Genomic DNA, 24,204 nt, shown 5'->3' with positions numbered 1-24,204 from the left:
TTTGGTTAAGCGTTATCTGCCGGGAATAACTTGCCCGGGTTCAGAATGTTATTGGGGTCAAACGTCAGTTTGACTTGCTTCATCAACTGCATGGTGACGGCATCAATCTCGCGCGATACAAATGGGCGTTTGGCCATGCCTACGCCATGCTCGCCAGAGAGCGTGCCCTGCAGCGATAGTACTAAACTAAACACCTCGTCCAAGCAGGCATAGGCGCGTTTCATTTCTTCCGGGTTATCGGGGTTTACCAGTAAATTCACATGGATATTGCCATTGCCGGCGTGACCGAAATTGACGTTGCTGATTTGGTACTGGCTGCTCAGTTTTTCCAACCCAGTCAGCAATTCAGGCAGGTGTGATACTGGCACTGCAATATCTTCATTGATTTTTTTTGGTGCTATGTCTTTCAGCAGGGGTGACAGTGCTTTACGCGCAGCCCACAACGCTTTGGTGTCATGCGCGGGTTTTGCTTCAATCAGGCCATTGACTTGGCAGGCTTGTAAAATCGCTTCGGTCGCTTCAATAATTTCTTGTTGGCTGCCATCCACTTCAATCATCAGATAGGCTTTGGCATTTTCTGGCAGTAAGTTTTTGTGTTTGTTGCGTATCAGGTTCAGCGCGCCATTATCCAAAAATTCTAACGCGCTTGGGGTATACGGCTGCGCCATAATGGCTGCGATGGCTTTAGCACAACTGTAGGTGTCCACAAATTCTGCCGTGATGCCGCCAGTGTGCTTGGGGAGTGGGGTGAGTTTGAGCGTGGCTTCTGTCACCACCGCCAAAGTGCCCTCGGAACCAATAATCAGGCGGGTCAAGTCATAGCCCACTACGCCTTTACTGGTGTAGCAACCAGTGCGGATGATATCGCCTTTGCCTGTGACTGCCTTAAGCCCTAATACGTGGTCGCGTGTGACACCATACTTCACTGCATGTGGTCCAGCAGCACAAGTGGCGAGGTTGCCACCGATGCTGCAATACGCGGCGCTGGAAGGGTCTGGCGGCCAGAAAAATCCGGCTGATTTCACGGCATCTTGCAAGGTCTGGTTAAGCACGCCGGGCTCAACAATGGCCATGCGGTTATCGCCATCGACACTGAGGATGTTGGTCATGCGTTCTAACGACATGACCACGCCACCTATCTCTGGCACGCTACCACCGGCTGTACCAGTGCCGCGGCCTCTTGGGATTACAGGTAAATGGTGCTGATTGCATAACAGAATAACGCTAGAGACTTCTTCTGCACTAAGCGGAAATACCACAGCGATTGGGCTGTGGTAGTTTCGGGAGTTGTCGTATGCGTAAGCGAAGCAATCGACAGGGTCAGTAAAGACTCTGTCTGCTGGGAGTAACTTTTCTAAGCTTAGTAATAAGTCCTGTGCTGAAAAATGATCATTGGACATAATTAGCTAAGTGAATATCAGCGTTTTTTGGGCGGCAACATATCGGTAATGGTGCCTTCTTTGACTTCGGCTGCAAAGCAAATCGTCTCGGAAAGTGTAGGGTGCGCATGGATGGTCAGGCCTAAATCATGGGCATCCGCACCCATTTCAATTGCTAATACTGCTTCGGCCAATAACTCACCAGCATTGATGCCGACAATGCCAGCCCCAATCACGCGGTGGGTTTCTTTGTCGAAAATTAGCTTGGTAGTGCCTTCGGTTCGCGCAATAGAAAGCGCACGACCACTTGCTGCCCATGGGAAGCTGGCTTTTTCAATCTCGATACCTTTGGCTTTGGCTTCTGTTTCTGTTAACCCTACCCAAGCCACTTCTGGGTCTGTATAAGCCACGCTTGGAATCACGCTGGCTATAAATTCTACTTTGTGTCCGGCAATCACTTCCGCCGCTACTTTGGCTTCGTGCGTGGCTTTGTGTGCCAGCATAGGTTGACCAACAATGTCACCAATCGCAAAGATATGCGATACGTTGGTGCGCATTTGCTTATCGACGGCAATAAAACCACGGTCATCTACTGCAACGCCAGCGTTTTCCACACCGATATTTTTGCCATTTGGGCGACGACCAATGGAAACCAACACACGGTCGTATACTTGTGTTTCTTTGGGCGCTTCTTCACCCTCAAAACTCACGTGAATGCCGTCTGACTTAGCTTCAATTTTAGATACTTTTGTAGAGAGCATGATGCTTTCAAAGCGTTTCTCCATGCGCTTTTGCAGTGGGCGAACTAAATCGCGGTCACAGCCGGTAATCAGCCCATCCATAAACTCAACCACGCTGACTTTGGTGCCAAGGGCGTCGTACACGGTGCCCATTTCTAAGCCGATAATCCCGCCGCCGATGACAAGCATGCGTTTTGGAATATCAGCCAAAGCTAATGCGCCCGTGGAGTCCATGATGCGCTCATCTTCTGGTGCGCCTGGGAATTTCGTGGCTTGAGAGCCCGCTGCAATAATGGCGTTTTCAAAACCAACTGTAGTCACTTTGCCATCTGCTGCAGTCACGGCAATTTGATGTGAGCTAGTGAACTTGCCCACGCCATTGACCACGGTCACACCGCGCTGTTTAGCCATGGCTGCTAGGCCGCCGGTGAGCTTGCCTACTACGTCATTGGCTTTCCAGTTACGCAATTGCTCTAGATCTACATTCGGTTTACCAAAGGCGACACCGTGGTGTGCAGTTTCTTCTGCTTCTGTAATGACTTTTGCCGTATGTAACAATGCTTTAGATGGAATACAGCCTACGTTTAAACATACGCCACCTAATGTGGAGTAGCGCTCAATCAAGACCACTTTTAGGCCTAAATCAGCAGCGCGGAAGGCTGCGGTATAACCGCCGGGGCCTGAGCCCAGCACGACCACTTGGGCAGATAAATCGTTATTGCCAGCAGGTGCTGCCGGTGTTGGCGCTGCAACTTGCGCTGGTGTCGCAATAGGCGCTGCAGCCTCTGCTTTTGCAGGTGCACTCGCTGCGGCTTCCGCTTCTAATAATAAAACAACGGTACCTTTGGCCACTTTGTCGCCGACATTGATTTTGACTTCTTTGACTGTCCCTGCATGTGAGGAAGGGATGTCCATCGACGCTTTGTCTGACTCTACGGTGATGAGCGAGTCTTCTTTGGCGATGGTGTCACCCGCTTTGATGTGCACTTCAATGACATCAACAGATTCAAAATTACCAATATCTGGTACTAAAACTTCTACAATATTACTCATGAAAATTCCTGTTAGAGCAAGAGACGGCGAACGTCGCTTAACATCATACGTAAGTGGCTAGTAAAGCGCGCCCCATCTGCACCATCAATCACACGGTGATCGTAAGAGAGTGAAAGTGGCATGACCAGTCTTGGTTCAAAGCCTTTCATTTCTGCATTGTAGACTGGCTGCATAGACGCACGAGACACACCCAAAATCGCCACTTCTGGGCAATTGATAATCGGGGTAAACATGGTGCCGCCAATACCACCCAAGCTAGAAATAGTAAAACAGCCACCTTGCATCTCTTCTACTTTAAGTTTGCGCTCGCGCGCTTTGGCAGAGAGCTCTGCTAAATCACGGGCAATATCCATCACGTCTTTTTGGTTGACATTGCGTACTACCGGTACCACTAAACCATCAGGTGTATCACAAGCAAAGCCTACGTGATAATACTGTTTCAAAATCAGGCTATCGCCTTCTGGTGAAAGTGATGCGTTAAAGTTAGGGTAGGTGCGTAATGCATTGACCACCGCTTTCATCAAGAAAGCAAGTAAGGTTAATTTCACGCCACGTTTTTCAGCATCCGCCAACATGGATTTACGGAAATCTTCCAAATCGGTAATGTCAGCCTCGTCAAACTGTGTCACATGCGGAGCAGTGACCCAATTACGATGCAAGTTAGCACCGGATAGTTTTTTGATGCGTGATAACGGTTTGGTTTCAATCTCGCCAAACTGGCTGAAATCAATCACAGGCATAGGCAATGTGGATAATCCGCTGCCCATGGTCTCGGTACGCGGTTTGGCAAGCTCGCCTTTCACAAAGGCTTGTACATCGGCTTGTAAAATACGGTGTTTAGGGCCAGAGGCTTTGACTAACGCTAAATTCACACCTAACTCTCGTGCAAATTTACGCACAGATGGACTGGCGTGTGCCAATTTTCCGTCAGCTGCTACGCTAGAAGCCGCCACCGGATTAGGTGTGGCTTTCGGTTGGATCACTGCTGGTGGCTCGGCAACAGGGTGGCTAGGCTGTGGAATGGCCACAGGCTTCTCGTCCACTTTGACAGTGGAAACGACAGGTGTTGCGGTTGGTTGCGCAGCAGGTTTCTCCGCTGGCGCGGCTTCCGCCGAGGTGTCCACTGTTAAAATCAAAGCGCCTTGTTTGGTTTTGTCCCCCACTTTAATGCTAACTTCTTTCACCACGCCAGCGAGCGAGGAGGGGATGTCCATGGAAGCCTTGTCAGACTCTACAGTAATGAGCGAGTCTTCTTTTGCAATGGTGTCGCCCACTTTGACCAGTACTTCAATCACATCCACGCTGTCAAAGTTACCGATATCCGGGACTAAAATTTCTTTCAAACTCATAAAGTACCTTTTTATTTTTTAAAAGCGTAAGACTAAAAAGCAACAGGAGGGTAGGTTTTCTGTCATTGTCATTACGCTTTCATAGCCCTTAATTATATAAAACTTTCATGTGAATTTTACGCTTTTATTGCTCTACAAAAGTAAACTCGACAATAGCGCCTTGGAAGGCGTCTTTAGAATGATGGTCGTTAGAAAACTGACCACCCGCTGAAAATTGCCATTTTTTGGAGGCATACCAAACAAGACCAATAGCGGTTGCGCCAATATCATTTTTGCCACCAATATAATCTGCCATGATGTGGACGTTCTGAGTAAAAGGCAGTTCTACGCCAGCTAAAAAGTTAGTATTTGCGCTGTTTCCCGTAATGGCTTTATTGGCTGAATAGACGCCTAAGTAATATTTGCCCCAATCATTTAAATCAAAGGCATTGTTCCAATAGTTAAAAGTAGCGAACTCTGTGCTGGAATCATGGAATGGCACGGTATAGCCAGTTTGCGTACCGACGCCTACTTTCCAAGATTCGTTTACATAAAATCCTTTTTGCACATTCACTAATAGCATCGGATCGGCTTGGTCTCCTGAGTAAAAGTTGACGCCAGGGATTGTCAGGCCAGTTTCCCATCCTTGTCCTAAGCCATAGTCTAAGGTGGTGTTGGCGACCCCTTTAGAAAATAAGTCCACCTGCTCTTGAAAAAAGTACTTGTTTTTTTCTGTCGTTTCTACTGAAGGAACATTAAATAAGCTTTGTTGTGCAAATGCTGAGGTAATGCTAAAGGTATTTATTATTAGCATTAATAATAGCAAGTACTTGTTTCTTTTACGTATTAACCGGTGTTTCAGATTCATTAACAGATCCAATTTATGCACTATGCAGCGCACTCAATCATTCTGGGCAATCATATGTAGCGTAAAGTTGCCGCGCACAAGAATTGCTTCGATGCGCGACACTCGCAAACTCTACGTTAAATGGTCGCAGGGTTGGGGCGGTTAACATTAATGTTATATTTCTTAATGGCTTCTGCCGCTTTACTTGCAGGTAATTTGCCATCGTCAGCCAATGCTTTTAATGCCGCTAATACAACGTGGTAGCGATCTACCTCAAAGAAGTCACGCAAGGCTTCGCGTGAGTCTGAGCGGCCATAACCATCGGTGCCTAAAGTCACAAAGCGATTAGGTACAAAGTTACGAATTTGATCGGCAAATGAACGCATGTAATCAGTAGAAGCGATGACTGGACCTTCTGCTTTGGCAAGTAACTGGCCAACATAGCTGGTTTTTTGCTTTTGATCCGGGTTGAGCAAGTTCCAGCGCTCTACATCGATACCTTCACGGCGCAGTTCTGTAAAGCTGGTGACGCTCCAGATATCAGACGATACGCCCCAATCTTTTTCTAGCAACTCACCTGCGGCAATCACTTCACGCAGAATTACGCCTGAACCCATCAATTGCACTTTAGGGCCTTTGGCTTTGGATTTGCTAAAGCTATACATGCCTTTGAGAATGCCTTCCGCGCTGCCTTCTGGCATGGCTGGGTGGCTGTAGTTTTCGTTCATCAAGGTGATGTAGTAGTACACATCTTCTTGATTTTGTACCATGCGACGTAAGCCTTCTTGAATAATTACAGCTAATTCGTAGGCGAATGTTGGGTCGTAAGAGACACAGTTAGGAATCGTTGCAGACATCAAATGGCTATGGCCATCTTCATGCTGTAAACCCTCACCATTCAATGTGGTACGACCAGCGGTTGCGCCTAATAAGAAGCCACGTGCACGACTATCACCTGCTGCCCATGCAAAGTCGCCAATACGTTGGAAACCAAACATAGAGTAGTAAATGTAGAACGGAATCATTTGTGTGCCGGTCACGCTGTAAGACGTAGCAGCGGCTAACCAGCTGGCGAATGAGCCGGCCTCGTTGATGCCTTCCTCTAAAATCTGACCATCTTTAGACTCTTTGTAATACATGACTTGGTCAGAGTCCATTGGCTCATATAGCTGGCCAACTGATGAATAGATGCCGAGCTGACGGAACATACCTTCCATACCGAATGTACGTGCTTCGTCTGGCACAATTGGCACCACATATTTACCAATTTGTTTGTCACGTACCAATGTAGACAAAATACGCACAAACGCCATGGTGGTCGAGATTTCCCGCTCACCGGTCGCACCTAGCATGTTCTCAAAGGCTGATAGCTCAGGCACGGTAAGTTCGTTACCTTTACGGCGACGTTGCGGTACAAAACCACCCATTGCAGTACGGCGTTCCGCCATGTACTTCATTTCTGGGCTGTCATCTGCTGGTTTGTAGAATGATAGGTTTTCGACTTGCTCGTCAGTCAGTGGTAAGTCGAAGCGATCGCGGAATTTTTTGAGTGACTCAATATCCATGCTCTTTTGTTGATGGGTTGTATTTTGACCCTCACCTGCGTCACCCATGCCATAGCCTTTGACGGTTTTGGCTAAAATTACTGTAGGCTGGCCTTTATGGTTGACTGCAGCGTGATACGCAGCAAATACTTTATGTGGATCATGACCGCCACGATTCAGGCGCCAGATGTCTTGATCGGACATGGCGGCGACCATTTCTTTCAGTTCTGGGTATTTGCCAAAGAAGTTTTCGCGCGTGTATGCACCGCCTTTGGCTTTGAAGTTTTGGTACTCGCCGTCTACACATTCTTCCATGCGTTTTTTGAGTAGACCATCTTTATCCATGGCCAACAGTGGGTCCCAATAAGAACCCCAAATCACTTTGAGTACGTTCCAGCCAGAACCACGGAAGTCGGACTCCAGTTCTTGGATGATTTTACCGTTGCCACGTACCGGACCATCCAAGCGTTGCAAGTTACAGTTAATGACGAAAATAAGGTTGTCTAATTTTTCGCGTGAAGCCAATGAAATCGCACCTAATGACTCAGGCTCGTCCATTTCGCCATCACCACAGAATACCCATACTTTACGGTCGCTGGTATCGGCAATACCGCGGTCGTGAATGTATTTTAAAAAGCGTGCTTGATAGATCCCAGCCAATGGCCCTAAGCCCATTGAAACGGTTGGGAATTGCCAGAAATCCGGCATCAGCCAAGGATGTGGGTAGCTAGATAAGCCGTTGCCGCCAGTTTCTTGACGGAAGTTATCCATTTGCTCTTCGTTAATGCGGCCTTCTAAGAAAGCGCGGGCATATACGCCTGGTGAGGAGTGGCCTTGGAAGTAGACGCAATCGCCGCCAAAGTTCTCATTGGCAGCGCGGAAGAAATAGTTAAACCCCGTGTCATACAAAGTAGCAGCAGATTGAAAGCTGGCAATGTGTCCACCTACACCTGGCGATTTCTCATTGGCGCGCAATACCGTCATGATGGCGTTCCAACGTACCAGCGCACGTACGCGGCGTTCCATTTCCGGATCGCCCGGCAATTTTGCTTGTAAATGGGTTGGGATGGTATTTACATAGGCGGTTGTTGCGTTGTAAGGCAAGTTGCTACCAGAGCGTCGTGCTTTATCAATCATCGCTTCTAACAGAAAGTGTGCACGTTCAGTGCCTTCTGTTTCAATCACTGAGGTGAGTGCGTCTAGCCATTCTTGAGTTTCTAACGGATCTGTTTCTTGTAAGTGATTGTTACTCGGGTTTGTTGCCATGCGTGAGATTTCTCCATCGCGCTATTGTGCGCTAAAAACAAGGCGCAATAGTGCGCGTCTATAACAAGCGCCTACAACAAGAGTATTGTTGCTAGGCATATAATGTGTTCAATGGGGTAGCTACTTAACGTGAGTTGGGTTGTTCTTAAGCATTAGTGTGGCTTTTTTATGCCATTTGGTCAAGTTAAAACAGTGACTTATGGCGGATTTAAAATTGGTTTTGCTAGCTTTTCTATACATCTTATATAAGAGTACAAAGGGATTGAATGTCGTTAAAATTATCACAACATGCACCTATCGGTAGCGAACAGTCGCTATCGTTAGAAAAACACATATTGATTGTTTTGGGGGATGAAACGCAAAATGATTGCCCGTTTTTACAAATTGTTACTTCCAAACTTGCACGTACAGCAGGGGAATGGAAAGATTTGCAGAAAACGCCCTTGCAAATTGAGCTGACGAATGGCGGCATAGCCAGCGTGGTGATAGTGTTGCCTACGTTAACGGTATTTCAAAAACACGCACTATTAGCTAAGGCGGTGAAGCCACTGCTGGATGAGTCGCCTGCCAATATTGCGATTGCTGTCTATGGAGATGAGGTTGTACGCGAGGCCAATGCATGTGCAAGTTATTACGTGGTGACAGTGAATGCGGTACAACTACCTACGCGAAAAAAAGACCAAAAAAACAATATGTTAACTGAGGTTGCCATTTATGGCTATCAAGCAAAGCATGCTTACGGGCGAGTGAATGCGAGAGTGGCGGGGAATGCGCTATGCCGTAGCTTGACCATATTGCCCCCTAATGAGTTGACGCCTGCACTTTACCGAAAAAAACTGCTGGATCTAGCCAATACCCATGGCTGGCAATACGAAGAGTTTGACATGGCAGCCCTCAAGAAAATGGGCGCTGGTGCTTTTGTTGCTGTAGCGCAAGGGTCTGACCCGCTAGATGCGGCGATTGTGCACATCACGTATGCGCCGAATGACGCAAAGCAACATATTGCCTTGGTGGGTAAAGGCATATGCTTTGATACTGGCGGCCATAACCTGAAACCTGCAAAGTATATGCAAGGCATGCACGAAGATATGAATGGCAGTGCTGTGGCTGTGGGTACGCTGCTAGCTGCAACACAACAGGCGCTCCCTATTAAGATTGACTGCTGGCTGGCGATTGCACAAAACCACATTGGCCCATTGGCTTACAAACAAAATGATGTCGTCACTGCACTCAATGGCATGAGCATTGAGGTTGTGCATACGGATGCAGAAGGGCGCATGGTATTAGCAGATACGCTTACCTTAGCAAGTCGTGCTAAGCCCGAATTGATCATTGATTTTGCTACCCTGACTGGGAGCATGATGACCGCATTGGGGGATCGCATGAGCGGTATTATGAGTAATCGCCCAGCCTTGGCTTGCAAGACTGTAGGTGCTGGTGATGCAGTGGGTGAGCGCGTTGTCGCCTTTCCTTTTGATGAGGACTACGATGTGGATTTGGACAGCGATATTGCCGATATTAAGCAATGTACGTTAGAAGGTGGCGCGGATCACATTCATGCAGCACGCTTTTTAAGCAAGTTTATTGAGCATGATGTACCGTGGGTGCATATTGATTTGTCATCCTATAATCGCAAAGGCGGGTTGGGCGCTGTATTGTCGGATATCAATGGTTTTGGCGTTGGCTTAAGTTTAGAGCTACTTAAACGTTTTGCCGATTAGACACTTTTTCAAAGAATAACCGCATTGGCCGCCAAGTAAAACGCTGCAACGATACACAGTATTGCAAACCCTTTTTGGCGGATAGCGTTGGGGATTTTTTCACTGAATGTACCTAGTGCAAGCATAACTATCGTTGCACTGAATGTGAATGGAAGGGCTATCTGCCAATGGATAGTTGACTTAACGCCATGCAAAGCCAAGCTGCTGGCTGTAATCATCGCGATGGCGGCTAGCGTCGTCGCGACAATCACCTGAGGTTTGAAATTGCTGGCGCGCTGCAAGCTAGGCACAATCACAAATCCGCCGCCTACCCCAAGCAATCCTGATAATAGTCCTGCCAATGCGCCGGTAGACAGCAGTCGCCAAGTGCAGCGTGCTGTCCAGAATAACCTAGATGTGGCTGGGTTGATGGTGCATGCAGGCGGTGGCGTATCTTTATTATCGATTTGCTCAAATTTTGCGTATTGCCAACTACGCAGTGCAACGCTAATCAGTATCCCTGCAAACAGCCCACTGAGCAGAGGGAGTGGTAACCAATGGGCCAACATCACACCTAACGGCGCGCAAATGATACCGAGCAATGCGATCAGCAATGCTGTTTTATACCTTACTAAGCCTTGGCTTAACCCTTGTAAAGTACCAATAGATGCTGCGGTAAAGATGGCGAGTAAAGCAATGGGCGCAGCTTGTTGTAAGTTAAGCCCTAAGCTAAACGCAAGTAATGGTATCGCTAATATCGCGCCTCCTGCGCCTGTGAGGGCCAAGATGCATCCGACCAGTGCGCCTAAACCAGCGCTGATTAAGCTAATTTCTGATATCAAAACGGGTTAGCCGCAGGCGCCGCAACGGGCAAGCCACTCTCGCCCTTTGAGCATTAAGCGCCAATACACTGTAGGTAGAATATATTTTTTCAATATCCATGCAGACCATCTCGGCTTGGTGGAATCCCAATTAAAGGTGGGCACCAGTTTGCCGCCATAGCCAAATTCCGCCAGAATTATTTTGCCTTTTTCTACAGTTAGCGGACAAGAGCCATAGCCATCGTAGCGTGAAGGCATTGCTTGCCCAGCTTTAAGCGCTAAAAGATTTTCAGCCACGATTACTACTTGTTTACGCACCGCAGCCAGTGTTTTGGCATTGGGGGTAGAGGTTGCGTCACCCAGCCCAAAAATATTGGGGAAGCGTACATGTTGCAAAGTGTGCTGATCGACTTCGACCCAGCCATCTGCATTGGCAAGCGGGCTTGCTTTAATGAATGCGGGCGCTGTTTGTGGCGGCACTACATGCAACATATCAAATCTCTTGCTCTGGATAGTCGTGTTGCCATCTGCATCTTTGATTTGAAACACGGCTGTTTTTTTCGGGCCATCGACCTCAATCAATGTGCTATTGAAATTAAGATGCGCGCCATAGCGTCGCACATACTGCATGAGTGGTTCAACGTAGTCTTTTACGCCAAATAACACGCCACCTGCATTATGAAAGTCTACATTGATACCGCTTAGCAAGCCTCTATGCTCCCAGTGTGAGCAAGATAAATACATGGCCTTTTGTGGTGCGCCAGCGCATTTAATCGGCATGGCAGGCTGTGTGAAAATGGCGGTGCCAGAGTGAAATTTTTTCACTAGTTCCCAAGTGTATGGCGCTAAATCGTAACGGTAATTGGATGTGACGCCATACATGCCCAAAGACTCTTTCAAGCCTTTAATCGCATCCCAATTCAGGGTGAGGCCCGGGCATACAATCAGGTACTGATACGTCACAGCGCCTAAGTGATCTGTATGGACTTGGTGGGTAGCTGGGTCAAACGTCGTGGCCGCTGCTTTTAACCAAGTCACGCCATTCGGGATGCAATCTGCCATATCACGTACTGTTTTGTTGGCTTCAAATTCACCAGCGCCTACCAATGTCCAAGCTGGCTGGTAGTAATGTTGTGTGGACGGTTCAATAATAGCAATCGAGAGCGAGGGGTCGCGCTTTAATAGACTGGCCGCGACGCCACAACCAGCAGAGCCGCCGCCAACAATCACAACTTCAAAAGTATTCGTTTGTGCGTCCATTTTTTTTGGGCTTTCTAATAATTATAAAATGACGGTGATGCTATGCGTGCTTGGCTTTTACCCAGCGTACAAAGCGGGTAATCAAACATTTGCTTTTTATCCAAGCACACATAGCTTGAAATGGCGTGTTTGTTTGGGTATTGCGTTGGGCCGTGGCGCGCGTATACATTTGAGCTGCACGATTGCCCGTACGGCAAAAACCGAGTACTGGTTTTGCTGAGACGGATAGCGCTGCACTGAAAGCATCCACTTGACTCGCTTGAATTTGATTAGGGATCACCGGAATATAGACGTAATGAATGCCTTGCTGTTTTGCAGCTTCAGCAATTGCATCGCTGCTAGGCTGGTCTGCACCACCTTCTAAATCCGGACGATTGTTAATGATGGTCTTAAACCCTAATTGTGCGATTTCTACAACATCGCTCGGGCTAATTTGCGGTGCCGTGCTGTAATCATCAGAGATTTTTGTGATGCTAAGTGCCATAACGCGTGTTCCTTCAATCGTTAAGGGTTGGTATATTGTGTACAGATCTGCTGGTGCAATACTTGCATGACCGCCATGGCGGCTTTGCTAGAGATACTGTAAATAATGCTTTTTCCTTCGCGCCGTGTGGTCACCAAACCAGCCTCTCTTAATACTGTAAGCTGTTGGGAGAGCGTGGGCTGGTGTATGCCTAAGATACTTTCTAATTCACCCACGGATTTTTCACCTAGCGATAGCTGACAAAGCAACATCAGTCTATCCGTGTTGGCCATGGCGCGCATCAAGTTGCAGGCTTTGTCGGCCGAAGCACGGAGTTCGTCAAAGTTAATATTAGATTGTGTGATAGTTATCGTCATGGTTAATATTTTTATATTATATTTTAATATATAATGTTTTTCAATATTTTAATCGGAGTGTATATGTTTAAGCAATTGTTGGATAGAGAGTCTTCTACATTTACCTATCTGATTGTGGATGACCAAACAAAAGAAGCCGCATTGATCGATCCGGTCGATTGTCAGATGGAGGTGTATGTTGCGCTATTAGAAGAGTTAAGCGTGACGTTGAAGTATGCTTTGGAAACCCATGTACATGCAGACCATGTCACCGCTAGTGGCAAACTGCGTCAACGCTTCGGCATCCAAACTGCGGTCAGCCAACAATGTGGTGCCACCAGTGCAGATTTGCAACTCAATGATGGCGACGTACTTAAGTTGGGGCAGCAATCTGTCAAAGTAATAGCGACCCCTGGTCACACCCCTGGTAGCGTCTCTTATGTATGGCAAGACAAAGTATTTACCGGAGATGCGCTGTTGATTAATGGCTGTGGCCGTACCGATTTTCAAGGTGGGGATGCCGGTACACTGTACGACAGTATTACACAGCGCTTATTCATACTACCTGATGAGACTTTGGTGTATCCGGCGCATGATTATCAAGGTAGGTGGGTGAGTTGCATCGCGCAAGAGAAAGCGATTAATCCTCGTTTGTCTGGCAAAACGCGAGAGGCATTTATTGCACTGATGCAACAGCTTAATTTGCCAAAACCAAAGATGATTGATATTGCCGTACCGGCTAATCGCAAATGTGGCGTAGATGAGGATACTCTGCTGCAGGGGTAAGCTTCGTTTGTGCGCACAGTATGAGTGCACAAGCTGAATCATTAGCGTTACAATGCACGTCAATCATAGGAGACAACGATGCAAAACGCACCAATTTCGCTTGAGTGGTTAACGATGTTCCCGGACTTGGAGGCATTAGAATCTCCAGCAAAGGCGCTATTGGCTCAATATGCGCGTATCGTAGAAGCGCCAATTGGTACGGTGGGTTATCGTGAAGGCGGGGCGTGTGGTGCTTATGTCATGCGTTTGGCTGGGCAATCCCGTGTGTTCAAAATGTCGTCTAGCGGGCGCGAGATCTTGCTATACCGCGTCAATGCCGGCGAAACCTGCGTCATAACCACTACCTGTTTACTGGGGAACAGCAATTACCCGGCATCTACCGTGGTCGAAGAGGCAATTCGTGATGTTGTTATTCCAGCACCTGCATTCAATCAGCTTATGATTGACTCTAGAGTGTTTCGAACATTTGTGATGACCAATTATGGTGCGCTCATCAGTGATTTAATCGTGTTGTTGGATGAGGTCGCATTTCATACCTTGGATGCACGTTTGGCTAAGCTATTATTAGATGCAGGCAACAATAATGTATCACGCACCCATCAGCAAATTGCAGATGAGTTAGGCACCGCGCGTGAAGTGGTCAGCCGACAATTAAAACGGTTTGAGCAAAAAGGTTGGGTGGCCATGGGGCGCGGTCAGGTCAATATCCAAGACCGCGCGCAGTTATTGAATATGGCCAATCATTAATGTTGTATTTGCATCACGCAAGCTTGTGCTTGTAGTTGCGCTGTTTTAGATACCGCAGGCGCTTCGCTCTCTGATAGCGTCACTTTACAATCAATACATTTACCTTTGGTGGTGTCAAAGCCTTTAACCGTGGCTAAGCCTTTGACATCTTTAAATATAGCACCATCTACTTCAGCATCGGTTAAGTTGGCGCCGGTAAGATCCGCACCTGTTAGATCCGCTTTATTTAAATCACCACGGTAGAGATTAGTATTGCGCAAATTGGCGCCACGCAAATCGCCAAAAGCAAAGGCTGCAATATTCAAATCGGCCCCTTCAAAATTAGCACCAGCAAAGTTGCCGCCCACAGAGTCAAACTTCATTTGTCCCATCGGTTGGTTTCCCATGTCTAGGCCAAAGCGACCTTTGCTAATGTTAGCTTCATGCATATCCACATTGCCTAAGGTGCCTATCATTCTGGCATTACTTAAATTGGCCTGACTAAAATTGGTTTTACTAAATATGGCTTGAAAGATAATGGCATTGCTTAAATTGGCACCGGTAAAGTTGGCGTTTTCTAAGCGCGCCAAATTAAGGTAGGCGCCAGATAAATTGGCCCCACTTAAATTGGCGCCTTTGAGTTCAGCACCAAAAAAACTGACGTTTTGCATATTGCAGTGACGTAAATCCATGCCGTTAAAAATTAAGTAGCCTGCATCTTTGTTGCTTAAATCACATTGTTTGCTGGCAATTTGTGTAAGCGCTGCTTCTTGTGTAATTTTCTCGCGCTCTGGTTCTGCGTTTTTTGCATAAAAGGCGGTTGCTTTTTCAATCACCATGTCTGGGTTCGTCAAAAAAGTTTCTTTAGCAGCAGCACTGCTAAAACAATAGGTTTTACCTTGGTATAGCGCATTGACCTCGCAATTGGTTTTCATCATAGCGCCAGTCGATAGCCCTGTGGCGCAGTTGTTGCCAAGCTCGCCAGCCCAAACCAATGATGAGAAAAGTAGGCCTGTGATGGTAATAAAGTAACTGAATGATTTCATGATAGCCCCCAATAGTGATGAGCTGCTTGTGTCAGCAGATGTCAGCTAGTATAGGCGGGTACGCATTCCTCACAGTAACTAAAGTCACATAAACTAAATTCACGTAGCCAATTTCACTATCTTACAACCAGCTCATGATTTTCATGAGATACAAGTTATTAACAATTACTTGTCGTCAACGGCCATGGTCAACTCGTTATGTGCTTATCTGCCCAATAAAGCAGAATACTCAGAGGAGAATGAAATGAGCGTTAAAATGCATCACAGTATTTGGTTAGGTTTATTAGCAACGTCTGTTTCGTTGCCAGCGTTAGCTGACCACGAATATGAAGACCGTGCACGTGTACTCTCAGTGACACCACAAATTGAACGCGTGAATAGCCCGCGTCAAGAGTGCCGTACCGAATATGTGCGTGAGAGCTACTATGAAGCGCCACGCCGTTCTAATGCAGGTGCCATTGTGGGTGGTATTGCCGGTGGTTTAATCGGTAGCCGCTTTGGTGGTGGTAACGGACGTATTGCGACTGCAGCGGTAGGTGCTGGTTTAGGTGCGGTTGTAGGTGACCGTTATGATAACCGTGATGCTGGATATGGCCGCGAGCGTGTGGAAACGAGACCAGTTGAGCGTTGCGTGACTGTCGATAACTGGCAATCTGTGACTACAGGCTATTTGGTGAATTATGAATACAATGGTCGCCAATATACGACTGTCACAGAACGTGATCCTGGCCGTTTTATCCCGGTCAATGTTGCGGTAAGACCAAGTGGCTACGTGACCGAGGTGGTGTACAAACCCTCAAAATGGGATGACGACAACCATCCTGGCCGTGGACGTGGTAAACAGCGTGATCGCCAATACTGGTAATCAGCTTGAAACAAAAAGCCGTACTGCAAAGTACGGCTTTTTTATTGGAATGTATCAGTTAGCCAGCTATTGAGACTGTTGCAATAAGCTAAGTTGCCTAAAGTTGCCAAGTGCTGCTTCAATTGGCATAGGGCTACTTAAGTAAAACCCTTGACCATAATCGACGCCCATTTTCTTCAGTAACTTCATGGTCTCTGCATCCTCCACAAACTCGGCAATGGTTTTGATTTTCATTGCCTCGGCAATGCTTTGGATAGATTTGGCCATGGCCAAATCAATGTCATTACGGGTAATGTCTTTGACAAAGCCACCGTCCATTTTTAAGAAATCTACCGGTAGATTTTTAAGATACGCAAATGATGACATACCGCTACCAAAGTCATCTAATAAGAATTTACAACCGATGGCTTTCAACTCTTGCATCAATGTAATGGTATTGGTTAAGTTAATAATGGCTGAGGTTTCTGTGATCTCGAAACAAATTTTAGTATGCGGTACTTGGTATAGCTCAAACTGGTCTTTGATAAACCCAAGCAAACCCTTATCGCTGAGTGACATGCCGGATAAGTTGATGGTCAGTAAGAAGTCATGTTGCTCATTGGTATTAATGAGTTGATGGTAAATAGAGAACGTCTTGTTGATGACCCAACGGTCGATTTTAGACATCAAGTGATAACGCTCGGCCGATGGGATAAACGCCATCGGCAAAATAATGGTGCCGTCGACATCAATCTTACGAATTAAGATCTCATAAAAGATATTGTTATTGTCATCCTGCAACGGCAAGATAGGCTGGCAATACAGGCAGAAGCGGTTCTCATCCATCGCGGAGTTAATACGCGATACCCATTCCATTTCCACATGGCGTCTCGCCAAATCATCATCATGGTGTCTAAACAGGTGAATCTGATTACGGCCATTGTCTTTGGCTGCATAGCAGGCGGCATCGGCATAGCTGGTAATGTCACCCAAATCTTGCATCTCGGATGTGATTTCGACCATGCCGATGCTCACGCCAATTTTAAACATGCGGTTATCATGCACAAAGCGGAAATCTTCCACCATGGAGCGCATTTCTTCTGCAATCAGCAGGGCATTTTGCACATCACAATTGGTGAGCAATAGGCCAAATTCATCACCACCCAGGCGGGCAAAGGTATCCTCTTCACGCACGCGCTGGCTTAGTATCAGGCTAATTTGTCGCAACAATTCATCACCGGCACGGTGTCCACAGGTGTCATTCACTACCTTGAATTGGTCTAAATCCATATAGCAGAAAATATGCTGCGCATTGCTGATTTTGACATCGTTCAAAGCCACATTCAGGCGGCGCTCAAACTCTTGTCGGTTGACCAGACCAGTCAGCGCATCATGCTGTGCCTGATGACGCAACATGCGTGTTGCATCGTGTACGCGGTCTTGCAAACTATCATGCGCCATTTGAATATGGTTGGCCATGGTGTTAAGCCCAAGCTGCAAGGTTTTAATCTCGCCCGCGGCATCTTCGTCCACACGTAAATTTAGATGCCCGGCACCTAAGTTCTTCACAGATTCCGCCATCGAAATAATAGGGTTGGTAATACTGCGCCCCAAACGGTAAGCCAAAATGCTGCTGGTCAGAAACCCAATGAGACCTAACAGCAAACTTTTCCAAATCATGGATTTTTTGGTGGCTTTAATGCGGTCTTTGCTCAATGCCACATAGACCTGACCAACGACCTCTGCACGTTTATTCGCTTCCAACATGTTATTGGTGCCATCGTAGAAGTCGTCAATTTCCACCACATTACGAATCACCGGCGCGTTAGACACAATGTATTCGGCTTGATTAATCTCTTTAATCGATAAGTCATTGCTGACATTGGGCTTGATTTGATACGGGATCTGTCCGCTAACGGCTAATCGAACGCCTTCTGTATTGGTAATTAAAATCGAAATGATGTCATCTTCACGCGAGATGGTTTGCTGAATCAGTGTCTGTAAAAAGTTGATGTTGCCAGAAAGTACGCCGTACTCACTGGCGGGGGCAATTTGTGTGGCAATAATGCGGCCTCGGTCGCTCAGCGAGTCATTGAGTGTATTGATGCTTTTTGAAATTGAATACGCCGTCAAGAAAAGTGTAATCACAAACGTTGGCACTACGGTTAGTAGCATCATCCTTGCTTTAATACCAAGCTTATTAAAAAAGCTCATTTTTCATCCTTTAACATTTGCTGATAAATTACAGCATCATCAGCAATTCGAATATCAAGCGAGCGGGCAACTTGACGGTTAATTTCAATGGAGAATTGGTTGGCCGCTTTTGCTAGCGGCAATGTTACATGGTCTTTAGGTAATTGTTTGATGGTGTTGGCTACTTCGGATGCAAACTGTTTTGGACTGCTAAATACAGCCGCCACTGCACCAGATTTAGCATACGATTGTGAAAAGCCAATGACCGGTGTTTGGTGACGATAAGTGGTCAGCAATATGGTTTGTGCGGTTTCTCGCGTATAAATCAAAGGGTCTGGGATCGCGAGCAGCAACTGTTTGCTCATCATGAGTTTTTCCAAGTTACTTTGAAGCTCATCGGCCTTATTGACTAGGCGGATATTCACTTCCATATTAAATTTTTTAGCGGCACTTTGTAAATCATTACTTTGAAACTGAGATACCGGACCAAGCAATACGCCCATAGTATACAAGTTAGGGAAAATAGCGCGAATCAACGCGAGTTGGCGTGTAAAAGGTTGATCTAAATAAATAGCCGAGAAACGATCTGGGCTACGCTCACTTTCTTTTAAAATGCTTTCATAGCTGGATTTAGGCACCAATACGCCTATCACGGGCGTACTTTCATCTAGGTTGCCCGCATAAGAAAGCGCTTGTGTGCCAACCGCCACGACTAAAGTATCTTTAGGGATGTTAATCGATAAGCCGCTATCGTTTTTAGAGACATTGACTTTAATCCCACTCTGCTCGTTAATTTCTATCTTCAGCTGTTTGACAAACTCTGCTACGGCAGTCGTATCATTGGTGGTCAGAATAGTGACGTTACTCCAGGCGTAAGCGTGTATGGGGTTGAGCCCAAAATAAAACAAGACGACTAGGCCGAACAGGCATTGTAGTCGTGCACGCATACTGAAATAAGACATCACATTCACGGGCTAGAAATCCAATCTCACATTGACGAAGCCGCGTCGGCGTAGAACGTTATAGTCTGCAAACTCTTTCTCATGGCGATCTGTGATGTTCTGGATATTGAGTGAAACCTCACCATCGCACTTGGATAGTTTGAAGCGCTTGGCCACGCGGGCATCAAAACGGTGGTTGCTATCGACAGGGTTGCCATCTCCCAGTGCTCTGACTGGTGAATTGTAATAACCGGCAAAACTGGCGTCCCAATTGTCTGAGAAGTGATGCGAAAGCAAAAAGCTGGAAATGTCTCTGGGGGTGGCGTCAATCAAATCATCTATTTCATTAGATTTGACGTTGTTGGGTAAATTTTTAATATGCGCATAGTTCACCATCAGTTTGGTATCTTCGCCCAGCGCTAGGTTCAGTTGTGTTTCAAAGCCACGCATATCTAGTGAGCCCATATTGCGAAATGTGCCAACATCTCCACCTACTAATACAGTGCCAGCAGGCGCTACAAAACTGTTGTTATCAAATTCGGTAATATAGTTGCTGATGGTGTCGTGGAAAAATCTGGCATCTACCGAAAGCCTGTCCCATTTGGCGACATAACCAATCTCGCGTGATTGTATTTTTTCGGGCTTTAAATTGCCCTCATCAAAAAAGCGTTGGTATAAAAGTTTTTGTGGAAATGCTGTGGTGACTAATACGCTGCCTCTAAACTTTTCTTCCAAATAACTTGGCGTGCGGAATGCTTCTGAGTAGCCCAAGCGAACAGTTTGATTTGGGGTGACATGCACGTTCATACTGGCTCTGGGGGAGAAATCGGTATTAGTAAAATCATTGTCTTCAATCATAAAGCCGCCGTTGAGTGTCAGCTTAGGGTGAACATCGTATTGCGCTTGGGCAAATAGTCTTCTTAAATCAAAGTTTTGTGTGTTATTACTGCCTATCCAAAATGGCGAATATAAGCGATCACGCCGAATGCTTCCGCCCACTGCATATTGAAAATTGTCGCTTAGATTGGCCGATAATTGAGTTTCGATATCATAGCGGTCGAAGTGATATGGGTTACGATAGGTCTGTACACTAGGAGATACTGGAAACGGTAAGACGGCTGTGGGCACTACGTCATCACTGTTGTCTCTGGTATGAAATGCCTGTACGTAGAAATCGTATTTAGGCGTCAAGTGCATATTCCATTTAACCAGCTCAAAATGGTTGCTGATATCATGCGTTCTCGGCATAAACAGCAGAGCATCAGGTTGGTCATCGCCTTCTTGGCGCTTGCCTTGCGCATACCCCAGTTGAAAATCAATGTCATGCTTATCAGAAATTTTGAGATTGGCACGCCCATTGATTAGGTTTGTCCGTTTAAAGTCAGAGCGATTGCTCAAACCATCGTCTTCGCGGTAGCCTGTACTGACTTGGTAGCTGAGGTCGCTGACTTTTCCAGAATGATGATAGAACGCCTCATTGCGGCCATTGCCATGATTAACGGATACACGATTGCCGTTAGCGCCGGTGGGTGATTGCGTAATGATATTAATGGTGCCTAAAAATGCATTGGCGCCGTAACTGGCGGCATTGGGGCCGCGTGTAATTTCAATGCGTTCGATATCATTGATGGTGATAGGAATCTCGCTCCATTGCACACCACCATATAGTGGTTGATAAATAGAGCGGCCATCAATCATGACTTGCATGCTTCTTGAATAAGCATCGGTCAGCCCGTGGTAGCTCACCACATGGTTGGTGTTTTGAATAAAACCAGCATTGGTGCCTACATAAAAGCCAGGCACCAATCTAAAAATCTCAGGTAAATCAATAATGCCGGCTGCGCGTATGGTTTCGCGATCAATGATGGTAGAGGCAGACGGGGCATCCGAAGCGGATTGGCGTAATCGCGCAATGGTCAGCACTTGTGGCACATCACCCAAATAGTCGTCTTCAGGCAAATAGGCAAGTTGAGTGGCATCATCCGCAAACGCGTTGACGCTGCCCAACAATAGTAAACACAAACTCAGCAATAGGTGTGGTTTCATCGGCTTATTCTCACGAGTGATGACACTAGAACGTGATTGACAGGTTAAGCATGAAAAAACTGTATGGTGCTTAGATAAATAGTCAATCTTCTCAGGCGGTTGCATTATACAATACTGCTTGCTTGTGCGAGTCGTCTTGCCAGCCATATTTTCTATACTGAATACTTAATAATCATGAACTTATCTATCTATCAGATAGGATACTTGGGAAGCCAAGCAAAAGATACTCCCCATTCGGGTAAAAGCAAAATTTTAACGCTCGGTCATGCCCGTTTTTTAGAGCAAGTGACCGATACGCTGTGGCTACAGCAACTGGGGATAGGCGTGCAAAACGAATGGCCCTTGGCGCGTTGGTTATGGACGGCAGAATCAGCCGAAAATGATACGTTAAGTGCAGACCAAGACAGCTTGCTATCAGGCAGCTTATTATTAGTACAGCCTGTGTATTTGTCTTTGCAACGTGATTCATTTGCGCTCGAGGGCTTGGTTAAACTTAGCGCAGATGAGTACAACACGCTTACTGATTTGCTGAATCAGTTTTTTGCAGAAGAACAGTTACAGTTTTTACCAAGCCACACACAGCAGTATTGGTTTTTAAAAACACCGCATGTTTGGCAACTGCAGACACATTTTGCACAAGCGGCCTTACAACGCAATATTCAACGCTATATGCCAACAGGCCCCGATGCACAGCGTTTGCGGCAAATCATGAATCAGGTGCAAATGCTGATGCATGAGCATCCAATCAATCAGCAGCGCGCGCAACATGGGTTGGCGGAAGTTAATAGTGTTTGGTTTTCCGGTGTTAGTGCAGACACATTGCCACCTACATCGCCTGATATTAAATTGGTAAAGTCGCCTGTTACTCTGCAATCTTCGATCAAAGATATCAACGAGGTATTACAACAAGGTGTGCAATCGGCATGTATGTTGGTAGAGGATGATTCAATAGTGGATTGGGACACTATTTACGACAATGTACGTTTTAAAAAAATACAGCGATTAGATTGCTATTGGCCAGTAGCACAAGGCACGTTGCAGGTCACACTTACATCATCCGATCGCTGGAAGCTCTGGCGTAAGCCTCGCACCATCGCATCACTGGTAGCGCATTATGACCAAACTCATTAAAACACGGCACTACTCAACTGAAAACGCACAAATGCTGGTGGATGCAGGCGTGCATCCGCTATTAGCCAAGTTATTGGCGGCAAGAGGTGTGGATTCGCAAGTGTCTATGGAAAGTACGCTCAAGCATTTGATTCCACCGCATTTACTCATGCAAAACACGGCCATGGCTAAATGTTTAGCCGAGTTAATTGCGCAGCAACGCAAAATATTAGTGGTGGGCGATTATGATGCAGATGGTGCAACAGCCACTGCGGTTGCGGTGAAAGGCTTGCGTGGCATGGGCGCCCAAGTAGATTTTTTGGTGCCTAATCGTTTTGAATATGGCTACGGACTCACGCCGGAAATTGTGCAACTAGCCCATCAATCTAAGCCAGATGCAATTTTAACGGTGGACAATGGCATTGCCAGTATAGAGGGTGTGGCGCACGCCAATGCGTTGGGGATACAAGTGTTGGTCACAGACCATCACTTGCCAGCAGAAGCTACTCCGCAGGCGACTTGTATTGTGAATCCCAATCAGCGTGGTTGCACATTTCCCAGCAAGCATTTGGCAGGTGTGGGCGTGATGTTTTACGTATTATTGGCGTTACGTGCAGAACTGATTGCGCAAGGCCGTATGGACGCTGCACAGCCATACCCGTTAGCCGAATTGTTAGACTTAGTGGCGTTGGGTACAGTGGCAGATTTAGTCAAACTGGACCGCAATAATCGTATTTTGGTCGAGCAGGGGCTACGTCGTATTCGGGCGGGTGCCTGTTGCCCGGGCATTCTTGCGATTCTGCAGTGTGCCGGACGCGATATGCATAAAGTCACCGCGCAAGATCTAGGTTTTTATGTGGGGCCAAGATTAAATGCAGCGGGGCGACTAGATGACATGGCACTTGGCATTCGTTGTTTGTTGGCTGATCACATACAAGCAGCCATGCCTGATGCACAACAGTTGCAGGCGCTCAATGTGGAACGACGTCAAATCGAGGCGGGGATGCAGCAGGAAGCCTTGGCCGATTTGGAAGAGGTCACAGTCGCAGATAGGTTTACCCTTAGCATTTATCAGCCAGAATGGCACCAGGGTGTCATCGGTATTTTGGCGTCACGTATCAAAGAGCAATATCATCGGCCGGTGATTGCGTTTGCATCCGCAGGCGAGGGTTTGTTAAAAGGCTCCGGACGCTCAATCCCGGGATTGCATTTACGTGATGCATTGGATTATGTGACTAAGCAGCATCCGACATTAATTATTAAGTTTGGTGGACATGCCATGGCCGCAGGGTTAACCATACGTGACACTGATTTTTTCACATTTCAGCAGGCATTTGAGACTGCCGTGCGCACGTATATCACGGTGGAGGATTTACAAGAAGCTATTGAAACGGATGGCGCGCTAACGCCAGATGAGATGACCTTGGAAACAGCATCGTTATTAGAGAAACAGGTATGGGGGCAAGGGTTTCCACCACCGATGTTTTATGACCAATTTCGTGTGGTCAGTCAGCGTATCTTGGGCGAAAAGCACTTGAAGCTACAATTGCAGAAAGGCCAGTCGCGTTACGATGCGATTTACTTTAATCAGGCTGAATTATTGCCTGAGCAAGTGCATGCGGTCTATCAATTACAGATCAATGACTATAAGGGGCAACAGCAAGTGCAACTGCAACTAAAGTACGCACACGCTTAAGTGTTTGGCCCTAAACTAGAAATAATCATAAGAATCAAGCTCATCTGCGGTAAAATAGC

The 24,204-nt window shown here is 46.7% G+C and carries 19 protein-coding genes; 6 read left to right on the top strand and 13 right to left on the bottom strand.

Annotated features, from left to right (window positions below):
* Positions 1–5: 5 nt before the first annotated feature.
* From FG11_RS07320 to aceE, 5 genes are all read right to left on the bottom strand, one after another.
* A complete protein-coding gene (locus FG11_RS07320; protein WP_047534026.1) occupies positions 6–1,400 on the bottom strand; it encodes an FAD-binding oxidoreductase in 1,395 nt (464 codons plus the stop codon).
* 17 nt (positions 1,401–1,417) lie between these two features.
* A complete protein-coding gene (gene lpdA / locus FG11_RS07315) occupies positions 1,418–3,172 on the bottom strand; it encodes a dihydrolipoyl dehydrogenase (protein WP_047534024.1) in 1,755 nt (584 codons plus the stop codon).
* Between the two features lie 11 nt (positions 3,173–3,183).
* On the bottom strand, positions 3,184–4,521 hold the full coding sequence (gene aceF / locus FG11_RS07310) for a dihydrolipoyllysine-residue acetyltransferase (RefSeq protein WP_020182421.1): 1,338 nt from the start codon (positions 4,519–4,521) through the stop codon (positions 3,184–3,186).
* A gap of 124 nt (positions 4,522–4,645) precedes the next feature.
* The gene (locus FG11_RS07305; protein ID WP_036317675.1) at positions 4,646–5,314 is read right to left on the bottom strand and encodes a hypothetical protein; all 669 of its coding nucleotides are present in this window, start codon (positions 5,312–5,314) and stop codon (positions 4,646–4,648) included.
* A gap of 170 nt (positions 5,315–5,484) precedes the next feature.
* Complete coding sequence (gene aceE, locus FG11_RS07300; RefSeq protein WP_025224586.1) at positions 5,485–8,157, bottom strand: pyruvate dehydrogenase (acetyl-transferring), homodimeric type; 2,673 nt, start codon at positions 8,155–8,157, stop codon at positions 5,485–5,487.
* Between the two features lie 266 nt (positions 8,158–8,423).
* Here aceE and FG11_RS07295 point away from each other — a divergent pair, with 266 nt between their 5' ends.
* Entirely contained in the window at positions 8,424–9,878 is a 1,455-nt protein-coding gene (locus tag FG11_RS07295; protein WP_047534022.1) for a M17 family metallopeptidase, read from the top strand.
* Positions 9,879–9,886: 8 nt separating this feature from the next.
* Here FG11_RS07295 and FG11_RS07290 read toward each other — a convergent pair whose 3' ends face one another.
* The 4 genes from FG11_RS07290 to FG11_RS07275 are packed head-to-tail and all read right to left on the bottom strand — an operon-like array spanning position 9,887 to position 12,778.
* Positions 9,887–10,699, bottom strand: coding sequence for a sulfite exporter TauE/SafE family protein (locus FG11_RS07290; protein WP_081623266.1), 813 nt, complete (start codon positions 10,697–10,699; stop codon positions 9,887–9,889).
* 6 nt (positions 10,700–10,705) lie between these two features.
* The gene (locus tag FG11_RS07285; protein ID WP_047534021.1) at positions 10,706–11,938 is read right to left on the bottom strand and encodes an NAD(P)/FAD-dependent oxidoreductase; all 1,233 of its coding nucleotides are present in this window, start codon (positions 11,936–11,938) and stop codon (positions 10,706–10,708) included.
* A 40-nt stretch (positions 11,939–11,978) separates the two neighbouring features.
* Entirely contained in the window at positions 11,979–12,422 is a 444-nt protein-coding gene (locus tag FG11_RS07280; protein ID WP_047534018.1) for a TIGR01244 family sulfur transferase, read from the bottom strand.
* 20 nt (positions 12,423–12,442) lie between these two features.
* Positions 12,443–12,778 (bottom strand): ArsR/SmtB family transcription factor, encoded by a 336-nt coding sequence (locus FG11_RS07275; protein WP_020182414.1) that lies wholly within the window; start codon positions 12,776–12,778, stop codon positions 12,443–12,445.
* 63 nt (positions 12,779–12,841) lie between these two features.
* Between FG11_RS07275 and FG11_RS07270 the strand changes: the two genes are divergently transcribed.
* Positions 12,842–13,543 (top strand): MBL fold metallo-hydrolase, encoded by a 702-nt coding sequence (locus tag FG11_RS07270; protein WP_025224581.1) that lies wholly within the window; start codon positions 12,842–12,844, stop codon positions 13,541–13,543.
* Positions 13,544–13,621: 78 nt separating this feature from the next.
* A complete protein-coding gene (locus FG11_RS07265) occupies positions 13,622–14,290 on the top strand; it encodes a Crp/Fnr family transcriptional regulator (RefSeq protein WP_020182412.1) in 669 nt (222 codons plus the stop codon).
* Here FG11_RS07265 and FG11_RS07260 read toward each other — a convergent pair.
* Entirely contained in the window at positions 14,287–15,315 is a 1,029-nt protein-coding gene (locus tag FG11_RS07260; protein WP_047534016.1) for a pentapeptide repeat-containing protein, read from the bottom strand. The two genes, FG11_RS07265 and FG11_RS07260, sit on opposite strands and share 4 nt — an antisense overlap.
* 244 nt (positions 15,316–15,559) lie before the next feature.
* On the opposite strand from FG11_RS07260, the gene FG11_RS07255 reads away from it, so the two are divergent.
* Positions 15,560–16,180: a glycine zipper 2TM domain-containing protein gene (locus FG11_RS07255; RefSeq protein ID WP_232418361.1), complete on the top strand. Its 621-nt coding sequence runs from the start codon at positions 15,560–15,562 to the stop codon at positions 16,178–16,180.
* 66 nt (positions 16,181–16,246) lie between these two features.
* On the opposite strand, the gene FG11_RS07250 is transcribed toward FG11_RS07255, so the two are convergent.
* Genes FG11_RS07250 through FG11_RS07240 form a run of 3 tightly spaced genes read right to left on the bottom strand, consistent with a single transcriptional unit; the run spans position 16,247 to position 21,339 of the window.
* Positions 16,247–18,373: an EAL domain-containing protein gene (locus tag FG11_RS07250; protein ID WP_025224578.1), complete on the bottom strand. Its 2,127-nt coding sequence runs from the start codon at positions 18,371–18,373 to the stop codon at positions 16,247–16,249.
* Positions 18,370–19,314: an ABC transporter substrate-binding protein gene (locus tag FG11_RS07245; RefSeq protein ID WP_081739950.1), complete on the bottom strand. Its 945-nt coding sequence runs from the start codon at positions 19,312–19,314 to the stop codon at positions 18,370–18,372. Before FG11_RS07245 ends, FG11_RS07250 begins: the two co-directional genes overlap by 4 nt.
* A 12-nt stretch (positions 19,315–19,326) precedes the next feature.
* Positions 19,327–21,339 (bottom strand): TonB-dependent receptor plug domain-containing protein, encoded by a 2,013-nt coding sequence (locus tag FG11_RS07240; protein WP_047534014.1) that lies wholly within the window; start codon positions 21,337–21,339, stop codon positions 19,327–19,329.
* 174 nt (positions 21,340–21,513) lie between these two features.
* Here FG11_RS07240 and FG11_RS13275 point away from each other — a divergent pair, with 174 nt between their 5' ends.
* Positions 21,514–22,470 (top strand): hypothetical protein, encoded by a 957-nt coding sequence (locus FG11_RS13275; protein ID WP_152604053.1) that lies wholly within the window; start codon positions 21,514–21,516, stop codon positions 22,468–22,470.
* Positions 22,454–24,145 (top strand): single-stranded-DNA-specific exonuclease RecJ, encoded by a 1,692-nt coding sequence (gene recJ, locus FG11_RS07230; protein WP_047534013.1) that lies wholly within the window; start codon positions 22,454–22,456, stop codon positions 24,143–24,145. Before FG11_RS13275 ends, recJ begins: the two co-directional genes overlap by 17 nt.
* The last annotated feature ends 59 nt before the right edge of the window (positions 24,146–24,204 follow it).

Origin of the sequence: Methylotenera sp. N17, from assembly GCF_000799155.1 — a bacterium.
Lineage (GTDB): Bacteria > Pseudomonadota > Gammaproteobacteria > Burkholderiales > Methylophilaceae > Methylophilus.
Note: the sequence above shows the minus strand (reverse complement) of the source record. Positions and strands in the feature narration are given on the sequence as shown.

Excerpts from the sequence above, each read along its gene's own strand:
- FG11_RS07320 (WP_047534026.1), bottom strand. The coding sequence starts at position 1,400 with ATGTCCAATGATCATTTTTCAGCACAGGACTTATTACTAAGCTTAGAA.
- lpdA (WP_047534024.1), bottom strand. The coding sequence starts at position 3,172 with ATGAGTAATATTGTAGAAGTTTTAGTACCAGATATTGGTAATTTTGAA.
- aceF (WP_020182421.1), bottom strand. The coding sequence starts at position 4,521 with ATGAGTTTGAAAGAAATTTTAGTCCCGGATATCGGTAACTTTGACAGC.
- FG11_RS07305 (WP_036317675.1), bottom strand. The coding sequence starts at position 5,314 with ATGCTAATAATAAATACCTTTAGCATTACCTCAGCATTTGCACAACAA.
- aceE (WP_025224586.1), bottom strand. The coding sequence starts at position 8,157 with ATGGCAACAAACCCGAGTAACAATCACTTACAAGAAACAGATCCGTTA.
- FG11_RS07295 (WP_047534022.1), top strand. The coding sequence starts at position 8,424 with ATGTCGTTAAAATTATCACAACATGCACCTATCGGTAGCGAACAGTCG.
- FG11_RS07285 (WP_047534021.1), bottom strand. The coding sequence starts at position 11,938 with ATGGACGCACAAACGAATACTTTTGAAGTTGTGATTGTTGGCGGCGGC.
- FG11_RS07280 (WP_047534018.1), bottom strand. The coding sequence starts at position 12,422 with ATGGCACTTAGCATCACAAAAATCTCTGATGATTACAGCACGGCACCG.
- FG11_RS07275 (WP_020182414.1), bottom strand. The coding sequence starts at position 12,778 with ATGACGATAACTATCACACAATCTAATATTAACTTTGACGAACTCCGT.
- FG11_RS07270 (WP_025224581.1), top strand. The coding sequence starts at position 12,842 with ATGTTTAAGCAATTGTTGGATAGAGAGTCTTCTACATTTACCTATCTG.
- FG11_RS07265 (WP_020182412.1), top strand. The coding sequence starts at position 13,622 with ATGCAAAACGCACCAATTTCGCTTGAGTGGTTAACGATGTTCCCGGAC.
- FG11_RS07260 (WP_047534016.1), bottom strand. The coding sequence starts at position 15,315 with ATGAAATCATTCAGTTACTTTATTACCATCACAGGCCTACTTTTCTCA.
- FG11_RS07255 (WP_232418361.1), top strand. The coding sequence starts at position 15,560 with ATGAGCGTTAAAATGCATCACAGTATTTGGTTAGGTTTATTAGCAACG.
- FG11_RS07250 (WP_025224578.1), bottom strand. The coding sequence starts at position 18,373 with ATGAGCTTTTTTAATAAGCTTGGTATTAAAGCAAGGATGATGCTACTA.
- FG11_RS07245 (WP_081739950.1), bottom strand. The coding sequence starts at position 19,314 with ATGTCTTATTTCAGTATGCGTGCACGACTACAATGCCTGTTCGGCCTA.
- FG11_RS07240 (WP_047534014.1), bottom strand. The coding sequence starts at position 21,339 with ATGAAACCACACCTATTGCTGAGTTTGTGTTTACTATTGTTGGGCAGC.
- FG11_RS13275 (WP_152604053.1), top strand. The coding sequence starts at position 21,514 with ATGAACTTATCTATCTATCAGATAGGATACTTGGGAAGCCAAGCAAAA.
- recJ (WP_047534013.1), top strand. The coding sequence starts at position 22,454 with ATGACCAAACTCATTAAAACACGGCACTACTCAACTGAAAACGCACAA.